Source organism: Thauera chlorobenzoica (assembly GCF_001922305.1).
In the GTDB taxonomy this organism is placed as follows: domain Bacteria; phylum Pseudomonadota; class Gammaproteobacteria; order Burkholderiales; family Rhodocyclaceae; genus Thauera; species Thauera chlorobenzoica.
Genome location: NZ_CP018839.1, coordinates 2,707,219 through 2,723,704 on the forward strand (window position 1 = coordinate 2,707,219; position 16,486 = coordinate 2,723,704).

At 65.6% G+C, this 16,486-nt stretch carries 19 protein-coding genes and 1 tRNA gene; 12 read left to right on the forward strand and 8 right to left on the reverse strand.

The window, feature by feature from the left end:
- Positions 1-85: 85 nt before the first annotated feature.
- From Tchl_RS12580 to Tchl_RS12590, 3 genes are all read right to left on the reverse strand, one after another.
- The gene (locus tag Tchl_RS12580) at positions 86-631 is read right to left on the reverse strand and encodes a hypothetical protein (protein WP_075148705.1); all 546 of its coding nucleotides are present in this window, start codon (positions 629-631) and stop codon (positions 86-88) included.
- A 656-nt stretch (positions 632-1,287) separates the two neighbouring features.
- Positions 1,288-1,378, reverse strand: a tRNA-Ser gene (locus Tchl_RS12585).
- Between the two features lie 70 nt (positions 1,379-1,448).
- The gene (locus Tchl_RS12590) at positions 1,449-2,042 is read right to left on the reverse strand and encodes a response regulator (RefSeq protein WP_075148706.1); all 594 of its coding nucleotides are present in this window, start codon (positions 2,040-2,042) and stop codon (positions 1,449-1,451) included.
- A 188-nt stretch (positions 2,043-2,230) separates the two neighbouring features.
- On the opposite strand from Tchl_RS12590, the gene Tchl_RS12595 reads away from it, so the two are divergent.
- Genes Tchl_RS12595 through Tchl_RS12605 form a run of 3 tightly spaced genes read left to right on the forward strand, consistent with a single transcriptional unit; the run spans position 2,231 to position 4,452 of the window.
- Positions 2,231-2,617, forward strand: coding sequence for a DUF2237 family protein (locus Tchl_RS12595; RefSeq protein ID WP_075148707.1), 387 nt, complete (start codon positions 2,231-2,233; stop codon positions 2,615-2,617).
- A 5-nt stretch (positions 2,618-2,622) separates the two neighbouring features.
- On the forward strand, positions 2,623-3,462 hold the full coding sequence (locus tag Tchl_RS12600; RefSeq protein WP_075148708.1) for a Rossmann-like domain-containing protein: 840 nt from the start codon (positions 2,623-2,625) through the stop codon (positions 3,460-3,462).
- Positions 3,463-3,516: 54 nt separating this feature from the next.
- Positions 3,517-4,452 carry a DMT family transporter gene (locus Tchl_RS12605; RefSeq protein ID WP_075148709.1) on the forward strand — a complete coding sequence of 312 codons (936 nt, stop codon included), beginning with the start codon at positions 3,517-3,519 and terminating at the stop codon, positions 4,450-4,452.
- 128 nt (positions 4,453-4,580) lie between these two features.
- Here the strand turns inward: Tchl_RS12605 and ettA are convergent, their stop codons facing one another.
- Together ettA and Tchl_RS12615 are read right to left on the reverse strand one after the other, a co-directional pair.
- Positions 4,581-6,245: an energy-dependent translational throttle protein EttA gene (ettA, locus tag Tchl_RS12610; protein ID WP_075148710.1), complete on the reverse strand. Its 1,665-nt coding sequence runs from the start codon at positions 6,243-6,245 to the stop codon at positions 4,581-4,583.
- Positions 6,246-6,423: 178 nt separating this feature from the next.
- Entirely contained in the window at positions 6,424-7,200 is a 777-nt protein-coding gene (locus Tchl_RS12615) for a ferredoxin--NADP reductase (RefSeq protein ID WP_075148711.1), read from the reverse strand.
- Positions 7,201-7,298: 98 nt separating this feature from the next.
- On the opposite strand from Tchl_RS12615, the gene Tchl_RS12620 reads away from it, so the two are divergent.
- The gene (locus Tchl_RS12620) at positions 7,299-8,225 is read left to right on the forward strand and encodes a LysR family transcriptional regulator (RefSeq protein WP_075148712.1); all 927 of its coding nucleotides are present in this window, start codon (positions 7,299-7,301) and stop codon (positions 8,223-8,225) included.
- Between the two features lie 15 nt (positions 8,226-8,240).
- Here the strand turns inward: Tchl_RS12620 and murJ are convergent, their stop codons facing one another.
- A complete protein-coding gene (murJ, locus tag Tchl_RS12625; RefSeq protein ID WP_075148713.1) occupies positions 8,241-9,776 on the reverse strand; it encodes a murein biosynthesis integral membrane protein MurJ in 1,536 nt (511 codons plus the stop codon).
- A gap of 136 nt (positions 9,777-9,912) precedes the next feature.
- Between murJ and rpsT the strand changes: the two genes are divergently transcribed.
- Complete coding sequence (gene rpsT, locus Tchl_RS12630) at positions 9,913-10,179, forward strand: 30S ribosomal protein S20 (RefSeq protein ID WP_075148714.1); 267 nt, start codon at positions 9,913-9,915, stop codon at positions 10,177-10,179.
- Between the two features lie 152 nt (positions 10,180-10,331).
- On the opposite strand, the gene Tchl_RS12635 is transcribed toward rpsT, so the two are convergent.
- Positions 10,332-10,622 (reverse strand): DUF3579 domain-containing protein, encoded by a 291-nt coding sequence (locus tag Tchl_RS12635; RefSeq protein ID WP_075148715.1) that lies wholly within the window; start codon positions 10,620-10,622, stop codon positions 10,332-10,334.
- 371 nt (positions 10,623-10,993) lie between these two features.
- On the opposite strand from Tchl_RS12635, the gene Tchl_RS12640 reads away from it, so the two are divergent.
- From Tchl_RS12640 to Tchl_RS12670, 7 genes are all read left to right on the forward strand, one after another.
- Complete coding sequence (locus Tchl_RS12640) at positions 10,994-12,169, forward strand: aspartate aminotransferase family protein (RefSeq protein ID WP_075148716.1); 1,176 nt, start codon at positions 10,994-10,996, stop codon at positions 12,167-12,169.
- A gap of 9 nt (positions 12,170-12,178) precedes the next feature.
- Complete coding sequence (argF, locus tag Tchl_RS12645) at positions 12,179-13,102, forward strand: ornithine carbamoyltransferase (protein ID WP_075148717.1); 924 nt, start codon at positions 12,179-12,181, stop codon at positions 13,100-13,102.
- 67 nt (positions 13,103-13,169) lie between these two features.
- Positions 13,170-14,399, forward strand: coding sequence for an argininosuccinate synthase (locus Tchl_RS12650; protein WP_075148718.1), 1,230 nt, complete (start codon positions 13,170-13,172; stop codon positions 14,397-14,399).
- 75 nt (positions 14,400-14,474) lie between these two features.
- The gene (locus Tchl_RS12655) at positions 14,475-14,705 is read left to right on the forward strand and encodes a DUF2788 domain-containing protein (RefSeq protein ID WP_075148719.1); all 231 of its coding nucleotides are present in this window, start codon (positions 14,475-14,477) and stop codon (positions 14,703-14,705) included.
- Between the two features lie 15 nt (positions 14,706-14,720).
- Complete coding sequence (gene ppnP, locus Tchl_RS12660) at positions 14,721-15,056, forward strand: pyrimidine/purine nucleoside phosphorylase (RefSeq protein WP_075148720.1); 336 nt, start codon at positions 14,721-14,723, stop codon at positions 15,054-15,056.
- 22 nt (positions 15,057-15,078) lie between these two features.
- Entirely contained in the window at positions 15,079-15,564 is a 486-nt protein-coding gene (locus tag Tchl_RS12665) for a YajQ family cyclic di-GMP-binding protein (RefSeq protein ID WP_075148721.1), read from the forward strand.
- A 185-nt stretch (positions 15,565-15,749) separates the two neighbouring features.
- Positions 15,750-16,016: a hypothetical protein gene (locus tag Tchl_RS12670; protein WP_075148722.1), complete on the forward strand. Its 267-nt coding sequence runs from the start codon at positions 15,750-15,752 to the stop codon at positions 16,014-16,016.
- A gap of 45 nt (positions 16,017-16,061) precedes the next feature.
- On the opposite strand, the gene Tchl_RS12675 is transcribed toward Tchl_RS12670, so the two are convergent.
- Positions 16,062-16,466, reverse strand: a complete 405-nt coding sequence (locus Tchl_RS12675; RefSeq protein WP_269745419.1) for a type IV pilin protein — start codon at positions 16,464-16,466, stop codon at positions 16,062-16,064.
- Positions 16,467-16,486: the final 20 nt, after the last annotated feature.

The window sequence follows — 16,486 nt, forward strand, 5'->3', positions numbered from 1 at the left end:
ATGCGGACTGCGGCTCAGCGGGGCGCTGCGGTGTCGAGGCTGCGGTGGCTGGCCAGGCCGAGGGGCCAGTGTCCTGCGGCGATGTTCATTCGTCTTCCCGCTGCGGATGGCGGAAGTCGTCGATGATCCACGCGGTGGCGCTCGCGCTCGTCAGCCTGAAGTCGGGCCGCACCCGCAGCTGCGCGAGTTCGTCGCCCGCCTCGTCGAATGCGCTGAGCAGGGCATAGGGTTCGTACTCGTCGGGAACGATGTCCAGCCTGACTTCCCATTGCCTGTCGCGGGCGAACACCGTCAGGCGTTTGTGCAGCGCGGCATGGTGTTGCTGCTGGTGACGCAGGAGCACTTCGGAGGCGGTTTTCACCAGGGTGTTGAATGCGGCCTGATCCAGCGGCTTGGGGTTCTTCTTGTCGCGCCCCATGGTCCACGGGCCGACCAGTGCCGGTTCGGGCTCGCCATCCTGGAGCATTTCGACGGCCCAGCCGTCGTCATCCTCGTTCTTGATCACGCGCGCCATCCAGCCGGCGTCGTGCCACAGGCGGTCTTCGCGGATCGCCACCGGAGCGTCCGCAGCGGTGGATTCGGGGGCGGGGAGGGGGGCGGAAAGAGGGTGGGTGGAGGCGTTGGTGGTCATGGGTGCGAGTCGGGCAGGGTCCGGATCGGGGTTGGTCGGAGCCGGGTACGGTTTGGGCGCGGCCGCGTGTCTGGAAGGCGCTGTACGCCGAGGGGTGAAGCCGCGATCGACGGCGAAATCGAAGCTGAGCTGGCTCATCTGCCGCCGCCGGCGTGACCGGGATGCCGTTCCACAAGGTTGCGCAGGCGGGGGTGGGGCGCTTGTGCCGCATCTGCCGGCCCGCTCGGCTCTGCCGTGCTGCGTGCCGCCGCAGATGCGGTCGACCGTTCGCTCAGGAGCAGAGGGTGTCCGCATTCCGGACAGACTCTGTAGGTGTGGATTTGGTCCGAGGCGAACTCGAACTGTTCGATGGCGACCGGCATGTGGCAGTACGGACAGGTCTGGTGGGATCGGCGGGTGGGGAACATGATGGCACTTCTCCTGTGGCTGTATTTTTATACAGATACGGAGGAGCGGCAAGTCGTGCCGATCATGCCGAGTACCGGCATGGCGTATGAGCCGGCTTCCATCCGCTCAAGCAATGGAACAGGCCGTCACCTGTGCCAACGGCTCTTTGCCGGCGAAGTTTTGCCAACTGGGCGCTGTGGGGGCTCGCCACCAGCGCCCGGAGGCCTATAAAAAATAAAGCCCTGAAAAATCAGGGCTTTATGGTGTTCTGGCGGACAGGGCGGGATTCGAACCCGCGTTGGGATATTATCCCAAACACGCTTTCCAGGCGTGCGACTTAAACCACTCATCCACCTGTCCGTGAAAGCGCGGCATTATAGCCGGAAGAGCGGGAGGACGAAAGTTTTTTATGCCTTGCCGGTGCGCATGCTCACGCCCCGTCGTGTGTGCGCCGGCGCTGCGCGGACAATGCCTGGATATAGCCGTGCAGTTCGTGGAAGGGGATGGGTTTGCGATAAACCGTGACGTCCTTGGGCAGGGGGCCGCGGGCGGCGATTTCTTGCGCGCTCAGCGCCGAGACCACGACGATGGAGGTGCGGCTGCTCAAGGGATTGGCGTGCAGACGGCGGATCATTTCGAAACCGTCGACACCGGGCATGCGCAGGTCGGTGATCAGCAGGTCGGGTTGTTCGCGGCCGAGTTCGACGAGGGCGTCGAGGCCGTGATTGACGATGTTCAGCTCGAGCGGAATCGGCCAGGTCGAGAATGTCTCGCGATAGAGCGTTTGCAGCAGCTTGTCGTCCTCGACGATCAGCACCCGCAGCGTGCCGCCGTGAGTGCGACCGCGGGCGAGCAGGGCATCGACCGAGTCCTGCCAGATCCGGCGATGGCCGCCGGCGGTTTTCCAGCCGGAGAGGGCGCCGGCCTCGACCATGTGCTGAACAGTGCCCAAAGACAAACCCAGCTGACGTGCAGCCTGGGCGGTGCTGATGAATTCACGCTTTGAATCTTGCGTGTCGGGCATGGCAGACATTCAGGTACCGAAATCGATGTAACCCGGCAAAAATAGCAGAAATACGCTGTTTTCGGTCGATCGGGGAGCGCTGGCGCTACAATGCTCCGGCCACTGCGGGGTGCCGCCACCCGGCTTGCCGGGCGGACCGGCGCTTCGCGTTTTCCCGTGTGGTCCATCAATCTGCGGAAACAACGAGCATGAATGCGTCACGAAACGTCCTGGGCGGGCCCTTGCTGGCCTGCAGTTATTCCCCGCTGACGGGGTTCTTCCGGACGGGGTGTTGCGAAACCGGCCCCGACGATCTCGGTCGCCATACGATTTGCGTGCGGGTCGATGAGGCTTTTCTGGCTTTTTCCCAGGCGGCCGGCAACGACTTGAGCACGCCACGCCCGGAATTCCGGTTCGCGGGCTTGAAACCGGGCGATCGCTGGTGCCTGTGCGCGCTGCGCTGGAAGGAAGCCCTCGAAGCGGGCGTGGCGCCGCCGGTCGTGCTCGAGGCCACGCATGAGTCGGCGCTGGGGGTGGTCGATCTGGAAACGCTCAAAGCCCATGCCTACAGCGCTGCGGCGGGGCCGCGGGCGTAAGCGCGATGGGGTTTGCCGAAGATCTGATCGCCTGCCTCGAACAGGCCCTTGCCGGCCAGCCGGTTCCGCGCGTGCGGGCCTTGCACTTGCCGCCGCCCGAGGCTGCCACGTCGAAGAACGGCGAATTCTGCGCGCTGGAACTCGATGACGGGGCGCTCGGCCTTTCCTACGTCCTGCTCGGCAACGCCCTCGCCCGGCTGCTCGGCTCGGATGACCCGAAAAGCATTGTCGGGATGGATGCGCTGCAACTCGCGCGCGAATTCGCCGCGCCCGCAGGAGCGGGCGGTGATGTCGAGTTGCGCCGGATGCTGGGATTCGCCGCGGCCAATGCACTGTCGCGCACGGTGATGGAGCGGATGGGGTTTGCACCTCCGCGCGCGTCCGATTCGATCGGCGGGATCGCGCCCCGGATGGGGGAGCACATCGGGATGGTCGGGCTGTTTACGCCGCTGCTCAAGCAGGTGACTGCCGCGGGTGCGCGCCTGACCGTGATCGAGCTCAATCCCGAGCGCGTCGGCGAGTACGAGGGCTATCGCGTCACCCTCGATGCGGGCGAGCTCGAGGCCTGCGACAAGGTGCTGTCGACCAGCACGATCCTGCTCAACCATACGGTGGACGCCATCCTCGGCCATTGCCGCCACGCCCGCCGTATCGTGCTGATTGGCCCGAGCGCGGGTTGTCTGCCCGAGCCGCTGTTCGCCCGTGGTGTGACCATGGTGGGCGGCAGCTGGGTCACCGATCGCACAGGCTTCATCGACGCCTTGCTGCGGGGGGTTTCCTGGAGCGGCTTCGCCTACAAGTTCGCGCTTTCCGCCGCGGACTGGCCCGGCCTGCCCCGCGCTTGAGGCAGGGCGCGGCCCTTCCGCCATCGAGAACCCGATCAAACAATAATCGTCCTGATGAATCTCTCTCCCCGGCTGTTCTTCTTTCTGATCCTGCCGCCCCTGCTGTGGGCGATCAACGCGGTCGTCGGCCGGATTGCGATCGAGCGTATGGATCCGCTCTGGCTCAATGCGGTGCGCTGGGCGCTGGCCCTCGTGCTGCTGCTGCCGCTGGGCTGGCGCGCCTTCGGCACGCCTGCGGCGCGTGCCCGGGTTCGCGCGCGCTGGGCGCACCTGGCCGTGCTCGGGCTGATCGGCGTGGGCGCCTACAACGCGCTGCAATACATGGCGTTGCGTACCAGTACGCCGCTCAATGTCACCCTGATCGCCTCGAGCGCGCCGGTGTGGATGATGCTGATCGGTGCGCTGTTCTACCGCGTGATTCCGCGCCCGGTACAGGTTCTCGGCGCGCTGCTGTCGCTCGCCGGGGTGGCGGTGGTGCTGTCGCGCGGCGAGCCCGCCGCGCTCGCGCGCATCGAGTTCGTCGAGGGCGACCTGCTGATGCTGCTGGCGATGGTGGGGTGGACCGCCTACAGCTGGATGCTCGCGCGTCCGCCCGCGCACATGACCGGGGAGGCCCGCCCGGCGTGGAACTGGGCGGAATTCCTCGCCGTGCAGTGCGTGTTCGGGGTGGGCTGGGCGGTCGCTGCCGCTGCCGCCGGCGACCTGATCCTGCCTTCGGGGCCGACGCAGTGGTCGTGGGGGCTGGTGGCGATCATCGTCTATGTCGCCGTCGGGCCGTCGATCATCGCCTACCGTGCGTGGGGCGTGGCGGTGGCCGAAGCCGGCCCGGCGGTTGCGGCCATCTTCTACAACTTCAACCCGCTGTTTACCGCGGTTCTGTCGGCCGCCGTGATCGGCGAGTGGCCGCGCCTCTACCATGGTGCCGCGTTCGTGCTGATCGTCGGCGGCATCCTGGTCAGCACGCAGACCGCGCGCCGGCGCGCGGCCTGAGCGTGGCCTGGGCGCGGCCCTCGTCGCCCTGGCCGGGTAGCACAGCGCCGGCGGATGGAGCCCCTGCCGCTGCGCCCGCCCGCTGCCGCAGTCCGCGGCGGAGCCTTCCGGCAAGCGGGCGAAACCGGTCAGCGCGCGATCGGCTTGTAGCGGATGCGTTTCGGCTTGGCGCCTTCCTCGCCCAGGCGCTTCTTCTTGTCTTCCTCGTATTCCTGGTAGTTGCCGGCGAAGAAGGTCCATTGCGAGTCGCCTTCGGCGGCGAGGATGTGGGTGCAGATGCGGTCGAGGAACCAGCGGTCGTGCGAGATCACCAGCGCGCAGCCGGCGAACTCCAGCAGGGCGTCTTCGAGCGCGCGCAGGGTCTCGACGTCGAGGTCGTTGGACGGTTCGTCGAGCAGCAGCACGTTGCCGCCCTGGATCAGGGTCTTGGCCAGGTGCAGGCGGCCGCGCTCGCCGCCCGACAGGTTGCCGACGATCTTCTGCTGGTCGCCGCCCTTGAAGTTGAAGCGGCCGATGTAGGCGCGGCTGGGCATCTCGAAGCGGCCGACGGTGAGGATGTCGGCGCCCTCTGAGATCGCCTCGAACACCGTCTTGTCGTTGGCGAGGCCCTCGCGGGTCTGGTCGACCGCGGCGATCTTGACCGTGGCGCCGATCTCCACCGTGCCCGAATCCGGCGTGTCGCGGCCCTCGATCATCTTGAACAGGGTCGATTTACCCGCGCCGTTGGGTCCGATGATGCCGACGATGGCGCCCGGCGGAACGCTGAAACTGACGTTGTCCATCAGCAGCTTGTCGCCGAAGGCCTTGCTCACCTCGTGGAACTCGATGACCTTGTCGCCGAGGCGCTCGCCGGGCGGGATGAAGATTTCCTGGGTCTCGTTGCGGCGCTGGTATTCGACGCTCGCCATCTCTTCGTAGCGGGCGAGGCGGGCCTTGGACTTGGCCTGGCGTGCCTTGGGGTTGGAGCGCGCCCACTCCAGCTCGGTCTTCATCGCCTTCTGGTGGGCGGCTTCCTGCTTGGCTTCCTGGGCCAGGCGGTCGCCCTTCTGCTCGAGCCAGGACGAGTAGTTGCCCTTCCACGGGATGCCGTGGCCGCGGTCGAGTTCGAGGATCCACTCGGCGGCGTTGTCGAGGAAGTAGCGGTCGTGGGTGACGGCGACCACGGTGCCGGGGAAGCGGGTCAGGAACTGCTCGAGCCACTCGACCGATTCGGCGTCGAGGTGGTTGGTCGGTTCGTCGAGCAGCAGCATGTCGGGCTTGGACAGCAGCAGCTTGCACAGCGCGACACGGCGCTTCTCGCCGCCGGAGAGCTTGCCGATGACGGCGTCCCAGGGCGGCAGGCGCAGGGCGTCGGCGGCGATCTCCATCTGGGTCTCGACGTCGCTGCCGGCCGTAGACAGGATGTTCTCGTACCTGGCCTGTTCCTCGGCGAGCTTGTCGAAGTCGGCGTCGGGCTCGGCGTAGGCGGCGTAGACCTCTTCCAGCTTCTGGCGCGCTTCCATGATTTCGCCGAGCGCGGATTCGACCTCTTCCTTCACCGTCCTGGCCGGGTCGAGCTCGGGCTCCTGCGGCAGGTAGCCGATGCGCTGGCCGGCGAGCCACTGCACTTCGCCGTCGTATTCCTTGTCCACTCCGGCCATGATGCGCAGCACGGTGGATTTGCCCGAGCCGTTGAGGCCGAGCAGGCCGATTTTGGCGCCGGGGAAGAAGGAGAGGGAGATGTCCTTGATGATCTGACGCTTGGGCGGAACGATCTTGCTCACGCGCAGCATCGACATGACGTATTGGGCCATTGGGCGGGGTCCTGCGGAGTCGGAAAGGGCAGGAGTCTACCGGAGGCGGACGCGGGGAGCACGCATCGTCTTGCGCCCGGGCAGGGCGGGAGCAGCGGACGAGGATGTTCCGGAGGAAGGGGGAGGGGCGGCGCGTGCAATGGCGTCGCAGTGGGTCACCTCACCGCCGTGGGGCGGATCACTTTTCGACGAAGGCGCGCTCGATCACGTAGTCGCCGGTCACGCCGATGCGTGGCGACATTGCGAAGCCGCGTGCGTCGAGCAGGTCGCAGCAGTCCTTGTTCATCGCCTGGCTGCCGCAGATCATCACCCGGTCGTGCGCCGGATCGAGCGCCGGCAGGCCGATGTCGGCGGACAGCTTGCCGGTTTCGATCACATGGGTGATGCGGCCGGTGTTGCGGAAGGGTTCGCGGGTGACCGTGGGGTAGTAAATCAGCTGCTTGCGCACCTGCTCGCCGAAGAATTCATTCTGCGGCAGCGCGCGGGTGATGAACTCGGTGTAGGCGAGCTCGGAGACGAAGCGGACCCCGTGCACCAGCACCACCTTCTCGAAGCGCTCGTAGGTGTGCGGGTCCTGAATGACGCTGAGGAAGGGCGCCAGCCCGGTACCGGTGGCGAGCAGGTAGAGGTGCTTGCCGGGGTTGAGGTCGTGCACGACGAGGGTGCCGGTGGGCTTCTTGCTGACCACGATCGGGTCGCCCGGACGCAGAAACTGCAGGCGCGAGGTGAGCGGGCCGTCGGGCACCTTGATGCTGAAGAACTCGAGGTGTTCCTCGTGGTTGGGGCTGGCGATGCTGTAGGCACGGGTCAGCGGCTTGCCTTCGACATCGAGGCCGATCATCACGAACTGGCCGTTCTCGAAGCGCAGGCCGGGGTTGCGGGTGGTGCGGAAGCTGAACAGGGAGTCGTTCCAGTGATGGACGCTGAGGACGGTTTCGGTGGCGAGGTTGCTCATGATCGGGGCCGTGTGCGAAGTGGGGATGAGTGGATTCTAGGGGGAATGTTTTACCTTTTTACTGGATAATATTTCTATCTCTTACCTGAAAAATAGATATGCGATTCACTCTTCGTCAGCTCCAGGTCTTCGTCGGGGTCGCGCGCAGCGAGAACGTGTCGCGCGCGGCCGAGGCGCTGGCGCTGTCGCAGTCGGCGGCGAGCGCGGCGCTGGCCGAGCTGGAGAGCCTGTTCGAGCAACAGCTGTTCGACCGCAAAGGCAAGCGCCTGCGCCTGAACGAGCAGGGCAGCCTGCTGCTGCCGCATGCGGTGGAGCTGCTCGACCGTGCCGAGGAGATCGAGACCCTGGTGCGTAGTGACCGTGGGCTGGGCAACCTGCGCGTGGGGGCGACGCTGACGATCGGCAACTACCTGCTGCCGCTGATCGTGTCGGCGTACCTGCAGCGCCATCCGGAAAGCCGGGTCCGGCTGCAGGTGCACAACACGGCGAGCATCGCCGCGATGCTGCTGCGCTACGAGATCGACCTCGGCCTGGTCGAAGGGCAGGTGGTGGATGCCGAAATCGAGCTCGAGCCGTGGGTCGATGACGAGCTGGTGGTGTTCTGTGCGCCCTCGCATGCGCTGGCCGGACGCCAGGCGGTGGCGGTGGATGAGATCGCGCCGCAGCCGTGGATTTTGCGCGAGCGTGGCTCGGGAACGCGCGAAACCTTCGATCGAGCGCTGCGCCATCGCCCCGGCGGGCTGGTGCCACGCCTCGAACTGGAGCACACCGAGGCGGTCAAGCGTGCGGTGGAGAGCGGGCTGGGGCTGGGGTGCCTGTCGCGGCTGGCGCTGCGCGATGCGCTGCGGCGTGGCAGCCTGGTGGCGCTGGAGACGCCGGAGCTCGATCTGCGCCGGCAGTTCAGCTTCGCCTGGCACAAGGGGAAGTACCACAGCGCGGCGATCCGCTGCTTTCTCGACGACTGTCGCGCGTTCACCGCCGGCGCCCGGCGCAGCGATTTGATTGCGCTGCCGCCGGTGCCTTGATTCGCGGGCCGCGCCTCAGGCGCCGCGGCGGCGGAAGTCGCGCAGGCGGAAACCGAGAGCCAACAGGGTGGTGAAGTAGGCGAGGGCGCCGCCCGCGACCACTGCTGCCAGCTTCAGGCCACGTTCCAGTCCGCCGCTCTGCACCCACTGGGTTTCCGGCCCGCTGCCGAACCACAGGACGCCGCCCATCACCGCCAGTGCCGCGAGCAGCTTGAGCATGAATACGGTCCAGCCCGGCTGCGGCATGTAGATCGCCCGTTTGCGCAGGCCGCGAAACAGCAGCCCGGCGTTCAGGCAGGAGGCCAGGCCGATCGCCAGGGCCAGCCCGGCGTGGCGCAGTGGAACGATGAAGGCGAGGTTCATCAGCTGGGTCGCCGCCAGGGTGATCAGCGCGATCTTGACCGGGGTGCGGATGTCCTGGCGGGCGTAGAAGCCCGGCGCCAGCACCTTCACCAGGATCAGCCCGGTGAGGCCGATGCTGTAGGCGACGAGCGCGCTGCGCGTCTGCATTACATCGGTGGCGGAGAAGGCGCCGTAGTTGAACAGCGTGGACACCAGTGGCACCGCCAGCAGCGCCAGCCCGAGCGCGGCCGGCAGGGTCAGCAGCAGGGTCAGGCGCAGGCCCCAGTCGAGCAGGGAGGAAAATTCCTCCGTCTTTTCGTCTGCATGCAGCTTGGCCAGGCTGGGCAGCAGGATGGTCCCCAGCGCGACGCCGAGCAGGCCGGCGGGGAATTCCATCAGGCGGTCGGCGTAATACAGCCAGGACACGCTGCCACTTTCCAGGAAGGAGGCGAAGATGGTGTTGATCAGCAGCGAGATCTGGCTCACTGACACGCCCAGCAGGGCGGGCGCCATCAGCTTCATGATGCGGCGCACCCCGGGATCGGAGAAGTTCAGGTCGAAGCGCGGCAGCATGCCGATCTTTCGCAGCGGGCGGATCTGCAGCACGAGCTGGAGCAGGCCGCCGAGAAACACCGCCCAGGCCAGCGCAAGCACTGGCGGGTCGAAATAGGGGGCCGCAAACAGGGCCATGCCGATGAATGCGAGGTTCAGCAGCACCGGGGTGAATGCCGGGATCGCGAACCGGCTCCAGGTGTTGAGCACGCCGCCGGCGAGGGCTACCAGGGCCATGAAGAAGATGTAGGGGAAGGTGATGCGGGTGAGTTCGACGGTGAGTTCGAACTTGCCGGGATCGCCGGCGAAGCCGGGGGCAGAAACGTAGATGATCAGCGGCGCAGCGAGCGCCCCGAGGGCGGCGACGAGCGCCACCACCAGGCCGAGCGCGGTCGCGACCCGGTTGACCAGGGTGTGGGTCGCTTCCGCTCCCTGGCGGTTCTTGTATTCGGCCAGGATGGGTACGAAAGCCTGCGAGAACGCGCCTTCGGCGAACATCCGGCGCAACAGGTTGGGCAGGCGGAAGGCGACGAAGAAGGCGTCGGTGGCGAGGCCGGCGCCGAAGGTGCGCGCGATGACGAAGTCGCGCACGAAACCGAGGATGCGGGACAGCAGGGTCATGCCGCTGACGGTGACGAGGGCGCGCAGCAGGTTCATGCGGGACGGGGGGCGCCGCCGGGATGGCGTGCTGGGAATGGGGAGCGCGCATGATAGCCGAAAACAGGCTTGCATCCGGATGGCTACGCGGATAGAATCGCGGACTTTCTAGAACCACCAAAACGGAATCGAATTTATGGCCAACTCGGCACAAGCTCGCAAGCGCGCCCGTCAGGCAGTCAAGTCTCGCGCTCACAACGCCAGCCTTCGCTCCCGCCTGCGTACCGCGATCAAGGCCGTGCGCAAGGCCATCGTGGGTGGCGACAAGGCGGCGGCTCAGTCGGTCTTTCGCACCTCGATGAGCACCATCGACACCATCGCCGACAAGAAGATCATCCACAAGAACAAGGCCGCTCGCCACAAGAGCCGCCTGTCCGCCGCAGTCAAGTCGATGGCTGCCTGAGTCGTTCGGCACGCAAGGCCCTGGCGCTGCGGCGCAGGGTATGGAAAAAGCGACCTGCGGGTCGCTTTTTTATTTTGTGTGCCCAGCATGGGCGCGCTCCTGCGGGATGCCTGCATCCTGGCGGTTGTTCGCTTTCCGCGGTGCGCGCCGCGCTATAGCGGAGTGTCGCCCATCCAGTCGATCTGCAGATCGTTGTCGTTGGCGAAGTTGATCAGGAACTTGTAGGCCAGCGGCTCGATGTCGTAGAGCCGGGCGTCGACGAGGACCGTCTTGTTGCCGGTGAGGGTGCAGCCCGGGCGCACGTAGGGAGAATACATCATGCGGTGGTCCGCGCCGAAAGCGGACATGATGCCGCACAGGCGGTCGGCCCAATCGCTTGGACGGAACGTCTTTCCTTCCCTCGTGACCCCGACAATGACGAAGTTTTCGATCTTCTGGTTCATGTGTGATGCCTTGGCGGCTTCGGGGGGTGTTCAGGCCCCGGTTCTTTGTCGCCGGGACTCAAAAGCGCGCGAATTCTAGCAGAAAACCGCAGGGCGAAACGGACGGGGGCTGGAGCGCAGGCGGCGCCGTGCGCCCGGGCCCGAAGGATGGGCGGGCCACACCGGCGATGATGCCGTGCGCCAGGGGGGCGGGAATCCGCCGTCCGGTGCCGCCGCTCCCGCTGTCGGAAGGCGCTGGATTGCTGTCGGGCTTATGTACAGGGCCGAGGTTTTTGGCTTAACATCGGGGCCCGATCCTGCACGGCGGCACCTGCCGCCGTGCGCGTTTTCCAGCCTTCGTTTCTCCGTCTTCGTTTCGTTCGAGGTACACCATGTCCCATCTCATGAACACCTACGCCCGCCTGCCCGTCGCCTTCACGCACGGAGAGGGCGTGTGGTTGTACGATGAGGCTGGCAAGCGCTATCTCGATGCCCTGTCCGGGATCGCGGTCAACACCCTTGGCCACAATCATCCCGCTCTGGTCAAGGCCATTGCCGGTCAGGCCGCGCGCGTGCTGCACACTTCCAATCTTTACGCCATTCCGCTCCAGGAACAGCTCGCCGACCGCATCGCCGAGGCATCGGGCATGGATGAGGTGTTTTTCTGCAATTCCGGCTGCGAGGCCAATGAGGCGGCAATCAAGCTCGCACGCATGCACGGCCATCAGAAGGGAATCGAACTGCCCCACATCATCGTCATGGAAAACGCCTTCCACGGGCGTACCCTGGCGACCCTCTCGGCAACCGGCAACCGCAAGACCCAGGCCGGCTTCGAGCCGCTGGTGCAGGGGTTCATCCGCGTGCCTTACCGCGACATCGAGGCGATCCGCAAAATCGGCGAGCACAATCACGGCATCGCCGCGGTGATGCTGGAGATGATCCAGGGCGAGGGCGGGGTGAATGTGGCCGATGAGGCCTTCCAGCGCGACCTCCGGGCGTTGTGCGACGAGAAAGGCTGGCTGATGATCTGCGACGAAGTCCAGTGCGGCATGGGCCGCACCGGCAAGTGGTTCGGCTGGCAGCATGCCGGGGTGATGCCCGACGTGATGACCCTGGCGAAGGGACTGGCTTCGGGCGTGCCCATCGGCGCGTGCGTCACCGCCGGCAAGGCGAAAGGGCTGTTCGGGCCGGGAAATCACGGGTCCACTTTCGGCGGCAACCCGCTGGCCTGTGCGGCCGGCCTGGCCACCTTCGACGCCATCGTCGACGACAAGCTGATCGAGAATGCCGTCACTGTCGGCGAGGCGATCCGCAAGGGGCTGGCCGAAGCGCTCGACGGCGTCGCCGGTGTGGTCGATATCCGCGGCCGCGGGCTGATGATCGGCATCGAACTCGACCGTCCGTGCGGGGTGCTGATGGAGCGTGCCGCGGAGCAGGGGTTGCTGCTCAGCATCACCTCGGAACGCGTCGTCCGTCTGCTGCCGGCGCTCACCTTCACTCCCGCCGACGCGCAAACCCTGGTGTCGATGCTGGCGCCGATGATCCGCGATTTCCTCGCCCGGGGCTAAGGAGGCGGCATGAGTCAGATCAAGCATTATCTCCAGTTCAAGGACTTCTCCCGCGAGGAGTACGGCCACCTGTTCGCGCGCGCGAAGTGGATCAAGGACAAGTTCAAGCGCTACGAACCCTACCACCCGCTGTTCGACCGCACCCTGGTGATGATCTTCGAGAAGGCCAGCACCCGGACCCGGCTGTCGTTCGAGGCCGGCATGCACCAGCTCGGCGGCACGGCGATCTATCTCAATACCCGCGACTCGCAGCTGGGGCGCGGCGAGCCGGTGGAAGATGCCGGCCAGGTGATTTCGCGGATGAGCGACCTGGTGATGATCCGCACCTTCGAGCAGGACATCGTCGAACGCTTCGCCGCCAATTCGCGCGTGCCGGTGATCAATGGCCTGACCAACGAATACCATCCCTGCCAGATCCTCGCCGACATCTTCACCTACATCGAGCACCGCGGCTCGATCCAGGGCAAGACGGTGGCCTGGGTTGGCGACAGCAACAACATGTGCAACACCTGGCTGCAGGCCGCCGAAGTGCTCGACTTCAACGTCCATGTGTCGACGCCGCCGGGCTACGAAGTCGAGCCCGAACGCGCCGGCCTGTACGGCACGGCCAACTTCGAGCAGTTCGCCGATCCGCTCGAGGCGTGCAAGGGCGCCGATCTGGTCACCACCGACGTGTGGACTTCGATGGGCTTCGAGGCCGAGAACGAAGAGCGCGTGAAAGCCTTTGCCGACTGGTGCGTCGATGCCGAGATGATGGCGGTCGCGCACAAGGATGCGCTGTTCATGCACTGCCTGCCGGCGCACCGCGGCGAGGAAGTCACCGCCGAGGTCATGGACGGCCCGCAGTCGGTGGTCTGGGACGAGGCGGAAAACCGCCTGCACGCGCAGAAGGCGCTGATGGAATACCTGATGCTCGGCCGCATCGAGGACTGAGGCGCGGAACAATCACGGTGTGCACGGGCGTGCACACCGGCAACACAGCAGGAAACAGGAAAACAGCATGAGCGACGTCAACAAGGTTGTGCTCGCCTACTCCGGCGGGCTGGACACTTCGGTCATTCTGAAGTGGCTGCAGGACACCTACCAGTGCGAGGTGGTGACCTTCACCGCCGACCTCGGCCAGGGCGAGGAGCTCGAGCCCGCGCGCACCAAGGCGCTGAAGTTCGGCATCAAGCCCGAGAACATCTTCATCGACGATCTGCGCGAAGAATTCGTGCGCGACTTCGTCTTCCCGATGTTCCGTGCCAATACCGTCTACGAAGGCGAATACCTGCTCGGCACCTCGATCGCGCGCCCGCTGATCGCCAAGCGCCAGATCGAGATCGCGCGCGCCACCGGCGCCGACGCGGTGTCGCACGGTGCCACCGGCAAGGGCAACGACCAGGTCCGCTTCGAGCTCGGCTACTACGCGCTGATGCCGGGCGTGAAGGTGATCGCGCCGTGGCGCGAGTGGGATCTGCTGTCGCGCGAGAAGCTGCTCGCCTACGCTGAAAAGCACGGCATTCCGATCGAGATGAAGCACAAGCAGGGCGGTTCGCCCTACTCGATGGACGCCAACCTGCTGCATATCTCCTTCGAAGGGCGCCACCTCGAGAACCCGGCGGCCGAAGCCGAGGAGTCGATGTGGCGGTGGACGGTGTCGCCGGAGGCCGCCCCGGATGCGGCCGAGTACATCGATCTGGAGTTCGAGAAGGGCGACCTCGTCGCGATCGACGGCACCCGCATGAAGCCGCACGAGCTGCTCGCCAGGTTGAACGAATTGGGCGGCAAGCACGGTATCGGCCGCCTCGATCTGGTCGAGAACCGCTACGTCGGCATGAAGAGCCGCGGCTGCTACGAAACCCCGGGCGGCACCATCCTGCTGCGTGCCCACCGCGCGATCGAATCGATCACGCTTGACCGCGAAGTCGCCCACCTCAAGGACGACCTCATGGCGCGCTACGCCAGCATGATCTACAACGGCTACTGGTGGAGCCCCGAGCGCCAGGCGATCCAGGCGCTGATCGACCACACCCAGCAGACCGTCAACGGCTGGGTGCGGCTCAAGCTCTACAAGGGCAACGTCATCGTCACCGGGCGCGACTCGAAGTCCGATTCGCTGTTCGACCCGACCATCGCCACCTTCGAGGACGACGCCGGCGCCTACAACCAGAAGGACGCCCACGGCTTCATCCGCCTCAACGCGCTGCGCATGCGCATCGCCGCCAACGCCAGGGCGAAGCGCGGCTGATCCGCCTCCGGCCGGTGACCTGCGCCCCGCTGCGCGGGCCCGGCCACACCCTTTTCGAGCATTGCACCGCCCCCGATGGACGACGACATCCTTCTCTTCGGCCTCACGCTCGCCGAGTTCGAGTCGATCTCGCTGAAGGTCTGCCTCGCCGCCCTGGTCCTCTACATGCTGTTCATCATCGGCAATCTCGCCAGGGAATCGAAGGCCGGCCGCTACGGCACGATCTGGCTGTTCGTCGTCCTCGGCCTGGGCTTTCTCGGCTTCGTCTCGAAGGGTCTCATCCAGAAAATCCTTGGCATTGAATAGGAGTCCGCTTTCGCCATGAGCATCACCGCAAAGATCGACGGCGTCGCCGTCACCACCCAGGCCAATGTCTACTTCGACGGCAAGTGCGTCAGCCACGGCATCCAGTTCGCCGATGGCACCAAGAAGTCGGTCGGCGTCATCCTGCCGGCTGCGCTCACCTTCAATACCGGCGCGCCCGAAATCATGGAAGGCGTCGCCGGCCAGTGTCGCGTGCGCCTGAAGGGCAGCGATGGCAAGTCCGGCGAATGGCAGACCTATGGCGCTGGAGAATCCTTCAACGTGCCGGGAAACTCCAGCTTCGACATCGAGGTGGCGGGCGAGCCTTATCACTACATCTGCCACTTCGGCTGAACGCGGCTAGGGGGAGGAAATCATGCCGTCTTTCGACATCATGTCCGAAGTCGACCAGCCTTCGCTGCGCAACGCCGTCGAGCAGGCCAACCGCAAGGTCGAAGGCCGCCACGACTTCAAGGGCACCAGCGCCAGGATCGAGCATGCCGACAAGCTGCTCACCCTCTACGGCGACAGCGACTTCCAACTCGACCAGATCAAGACCATCCTGCTGCCGGAGATGACCAAGAAAAACGTCGACGTGCGCTGCCTCGACTATGGCGACGTGCAGAAGATTTCCGGCAACAAGGTCAAGCAGGAAGTCAAGGTGCGGGTCGGCGTCGACCAGGACCTGGCGAAGAAGATCGTCAAGCACATCAAGGACAGCAAGCTCAAGGTCCAGGCCGCGATCCAGGGCGACGCCGTGCGCGTCTCCGGGGCCAAGCGCGACGTACTGCAGGATGCGATCGCGCTGGTGAAGAAGCAGATCACCGATTTCCCGCTGCAGTACGGCAACTTCAGGGACTGAAGGCCTCCTCGGCTTGCCGGGAGCGGGAAGACGTTCGGAAGGCCGCTTCGGGTGTTCCTCATCTATGGCGTGAAGGTGCGCTCCTCCCGCTTTCGGTCCGGGGCCGTGAAATAGTCGTTCACTGTTCCGGAGGGGGAGGCTGAAAATGCTACCGTTTTTTCTACCACCTTGGCTCACAGCACACCATGCAAAGCACACCCCGCTCCGGTCCGAAGGTCGATACGACGGCGCTGTTCGAGCGTTTCCCCCATCTGGCGCCGCGCATCAGCGCAATGTGGGGAACCCGCGATGGGCGCAAGTATCTTTCCAGCCTCATCATGGATACCCGCGACGGCCAGCGTCAGGGCTTTCCGCCAGAGCACGCGAAGACGATCGTCCGCCTGCTGCTGGAGCACGACATCGCGTATCCCGAGTTCGAACCGGTTGATGACCGAGTCTGGAACGAGCGCTAAGCGAGGATGACGCTGCGCTTCCTGCTTCCGGGGTGCTGCGCCTTGTCACCAGCAGGCATCTGGACCCGGGGTTTCGCCACCGGCTGAAACGGTGAGGGTCAGGGTGTGGCAGGCGCCGGCCAGTTGCGCGGTGCTGGTTGCCGTCACCGTATAGCCGGTTGCGCTGAGATTGCTCACGGCAATGCTGTAAAACTTGTCATCCGACTGGGCTGGCGCACCGATAGCGCTCAGGCTTCCGTAGCTCGTATTGTTCGCACGCCATTTTTCCTGCGCCAGCTGGACGCGGAGGATGGCGGCCTGGCCGTCGGCGCGGCGCGCGCGCTGGACATACTCGATGTAGCTCGGGTAGGCGATCGCGGCCAGGATGCCGATGATGGCGACCACCACCATCAACTCGATGAGGGTAAAGGCAGCTTGTTTCAGGCGGGCATTCATCGCAGGGTCATTCATCACAGGCTCGGCGGGTTGGG

Excerpts from the sequence above, each read along its gene's own strand:
- Tchl_RS12615 (WP_075148711.1), bottom strand. The coding sequence starts at position 7,200 with ATGAGCAACCTCGCCACCGAAACCGTCCTCAGCGTCCATCACTGGAAC.
- Tchl_RS12640 (WP_075148716.1), top strand. The coding sequence starts at position 10,994 with ATGTCCCATCTCATGAACACCTACGCCCGCCTGCCCGTCGCCTTCACG.
- ppnP (WP_075148720.1), top strand. The coding sequence starts at position 14,721 with ATGAGCATCACCGCAAAGATCGACGGCGTCGCCGTCACCACCCAGGCC.
- Tchl_RS12595 (WP_075148707.1), top strand. The coding sequence starts at position 2,231 with ATGAATGCGTCACGAAACGTCCTGGGCGGGCCCTTGCTGGCCTGCAGT.
- rpsT (WP_075148714.1), top strand. The coding sequence starts at position 9,913 with ATGGCCAACTCGGCACAAGCTCGCAAGCGCGCCCGTCAGGCAGTCAAG.
- Tchl_RS12665 (WP_075148721.1), top strand. The coding sequence starts at position 15,079 with ATGCCGTCTTTCGACATCATGTCCGAAGTCGACCAGCCTTCGCTGCGC.
- Tchl_RS12600 (WP_075148708.1), top strand. The coding sequence starts at position 2,623 with ATGGGGTTTGCCGAAGATCTGATCGCCTGCCTCGAACAGGCCCTTGCC.
- ettA (WP_075148710.1), bottom strand. The coding sequence starts at position 6,245 with ATGGCCCAATACGTCATGTCGATGCTGCGCGTGAGCAAGATCGTTCCG.
- Tchl_RS12605 (WP_075148709.1), top strand. The coding sequence starts at position 3,517 with ATGAATCTCTCTCCCCGGCTGTTCTTCTTTCTGATCCTGCCGCCCCTG.
- argF (WP_075148717.1), top strand. The coding sequence starts at position 12,179 with ATGAGTCAGATCAAGCATTATCTCCAGTTCAAGGACTTCTCCCGCGAG.
- Tchl_RS12620 (WP_075148712.1), top strand. The coding sequence starts at position 7,299 with ATGCGATTCACTCTTCGTCAGCTCCAGGTCTTCGTCGGGGTCGCGCGC.
- Tchl_RS12580 (WP_075148705.1), bottom strand. The coding sequence starts at position 631 with ATGACCACCAACGCCTCCACCCACCCTCTTTCCGCCCCCCTCCCCGCC.
- Tchl_RS12635 (WP_075148715.1), bottom strand. The coding sequence starts at position 10,622 with ATGAACCAGAAGATCGAAAACTTCGTCATTGTCGGGGTCACGAGGGAA.
- Tchl_RS12590 (WP_075148706.1), bottom strand. The coding sequence starts at position 2,042 with ATGCCCGACACGCAAGATTCAAAGCGTGAATTCATCAGCACCGCCCAG.
- murJ (WP_075148713.1), bottom strand. The coding sequence starts at position 9,776 with ATGAACCTGCTGCGCGCCCTCGTCACCGTCAGCGGCATGACCCTGCTG.
- Tchl_RS12655 (WP_075148719.1), top strand. The coding sequence starts at position 14,475 with ATGGACGACGACATCCTTCTCTTCGGCCTCACGCTCGCCGAGTTCGAG.
- Tchl_RS12670 (WP_075148722.1), top strand. The coding sequence starts at position 15,750 with ATGCAAAGCACACCCCGCTCCGGTCCGAAGGTCGATACGACGGCGCTG.
- Tchl_RS12675 (WP_269745419.1), bottom strand. The coding sequence starts at position 16,466 with ATGAATGACCCTGCGATGAATGCCCGCCTGAAACAAGCTGCCTTTACC.
- Tchl_RS12650 (WP_075148718.1), top strand. The coding sequence starts at position 13,170 with ATGAGCGACGTCAACAAGGTTGTGCTCGCCTACTCCGGCGGGCTGGAC.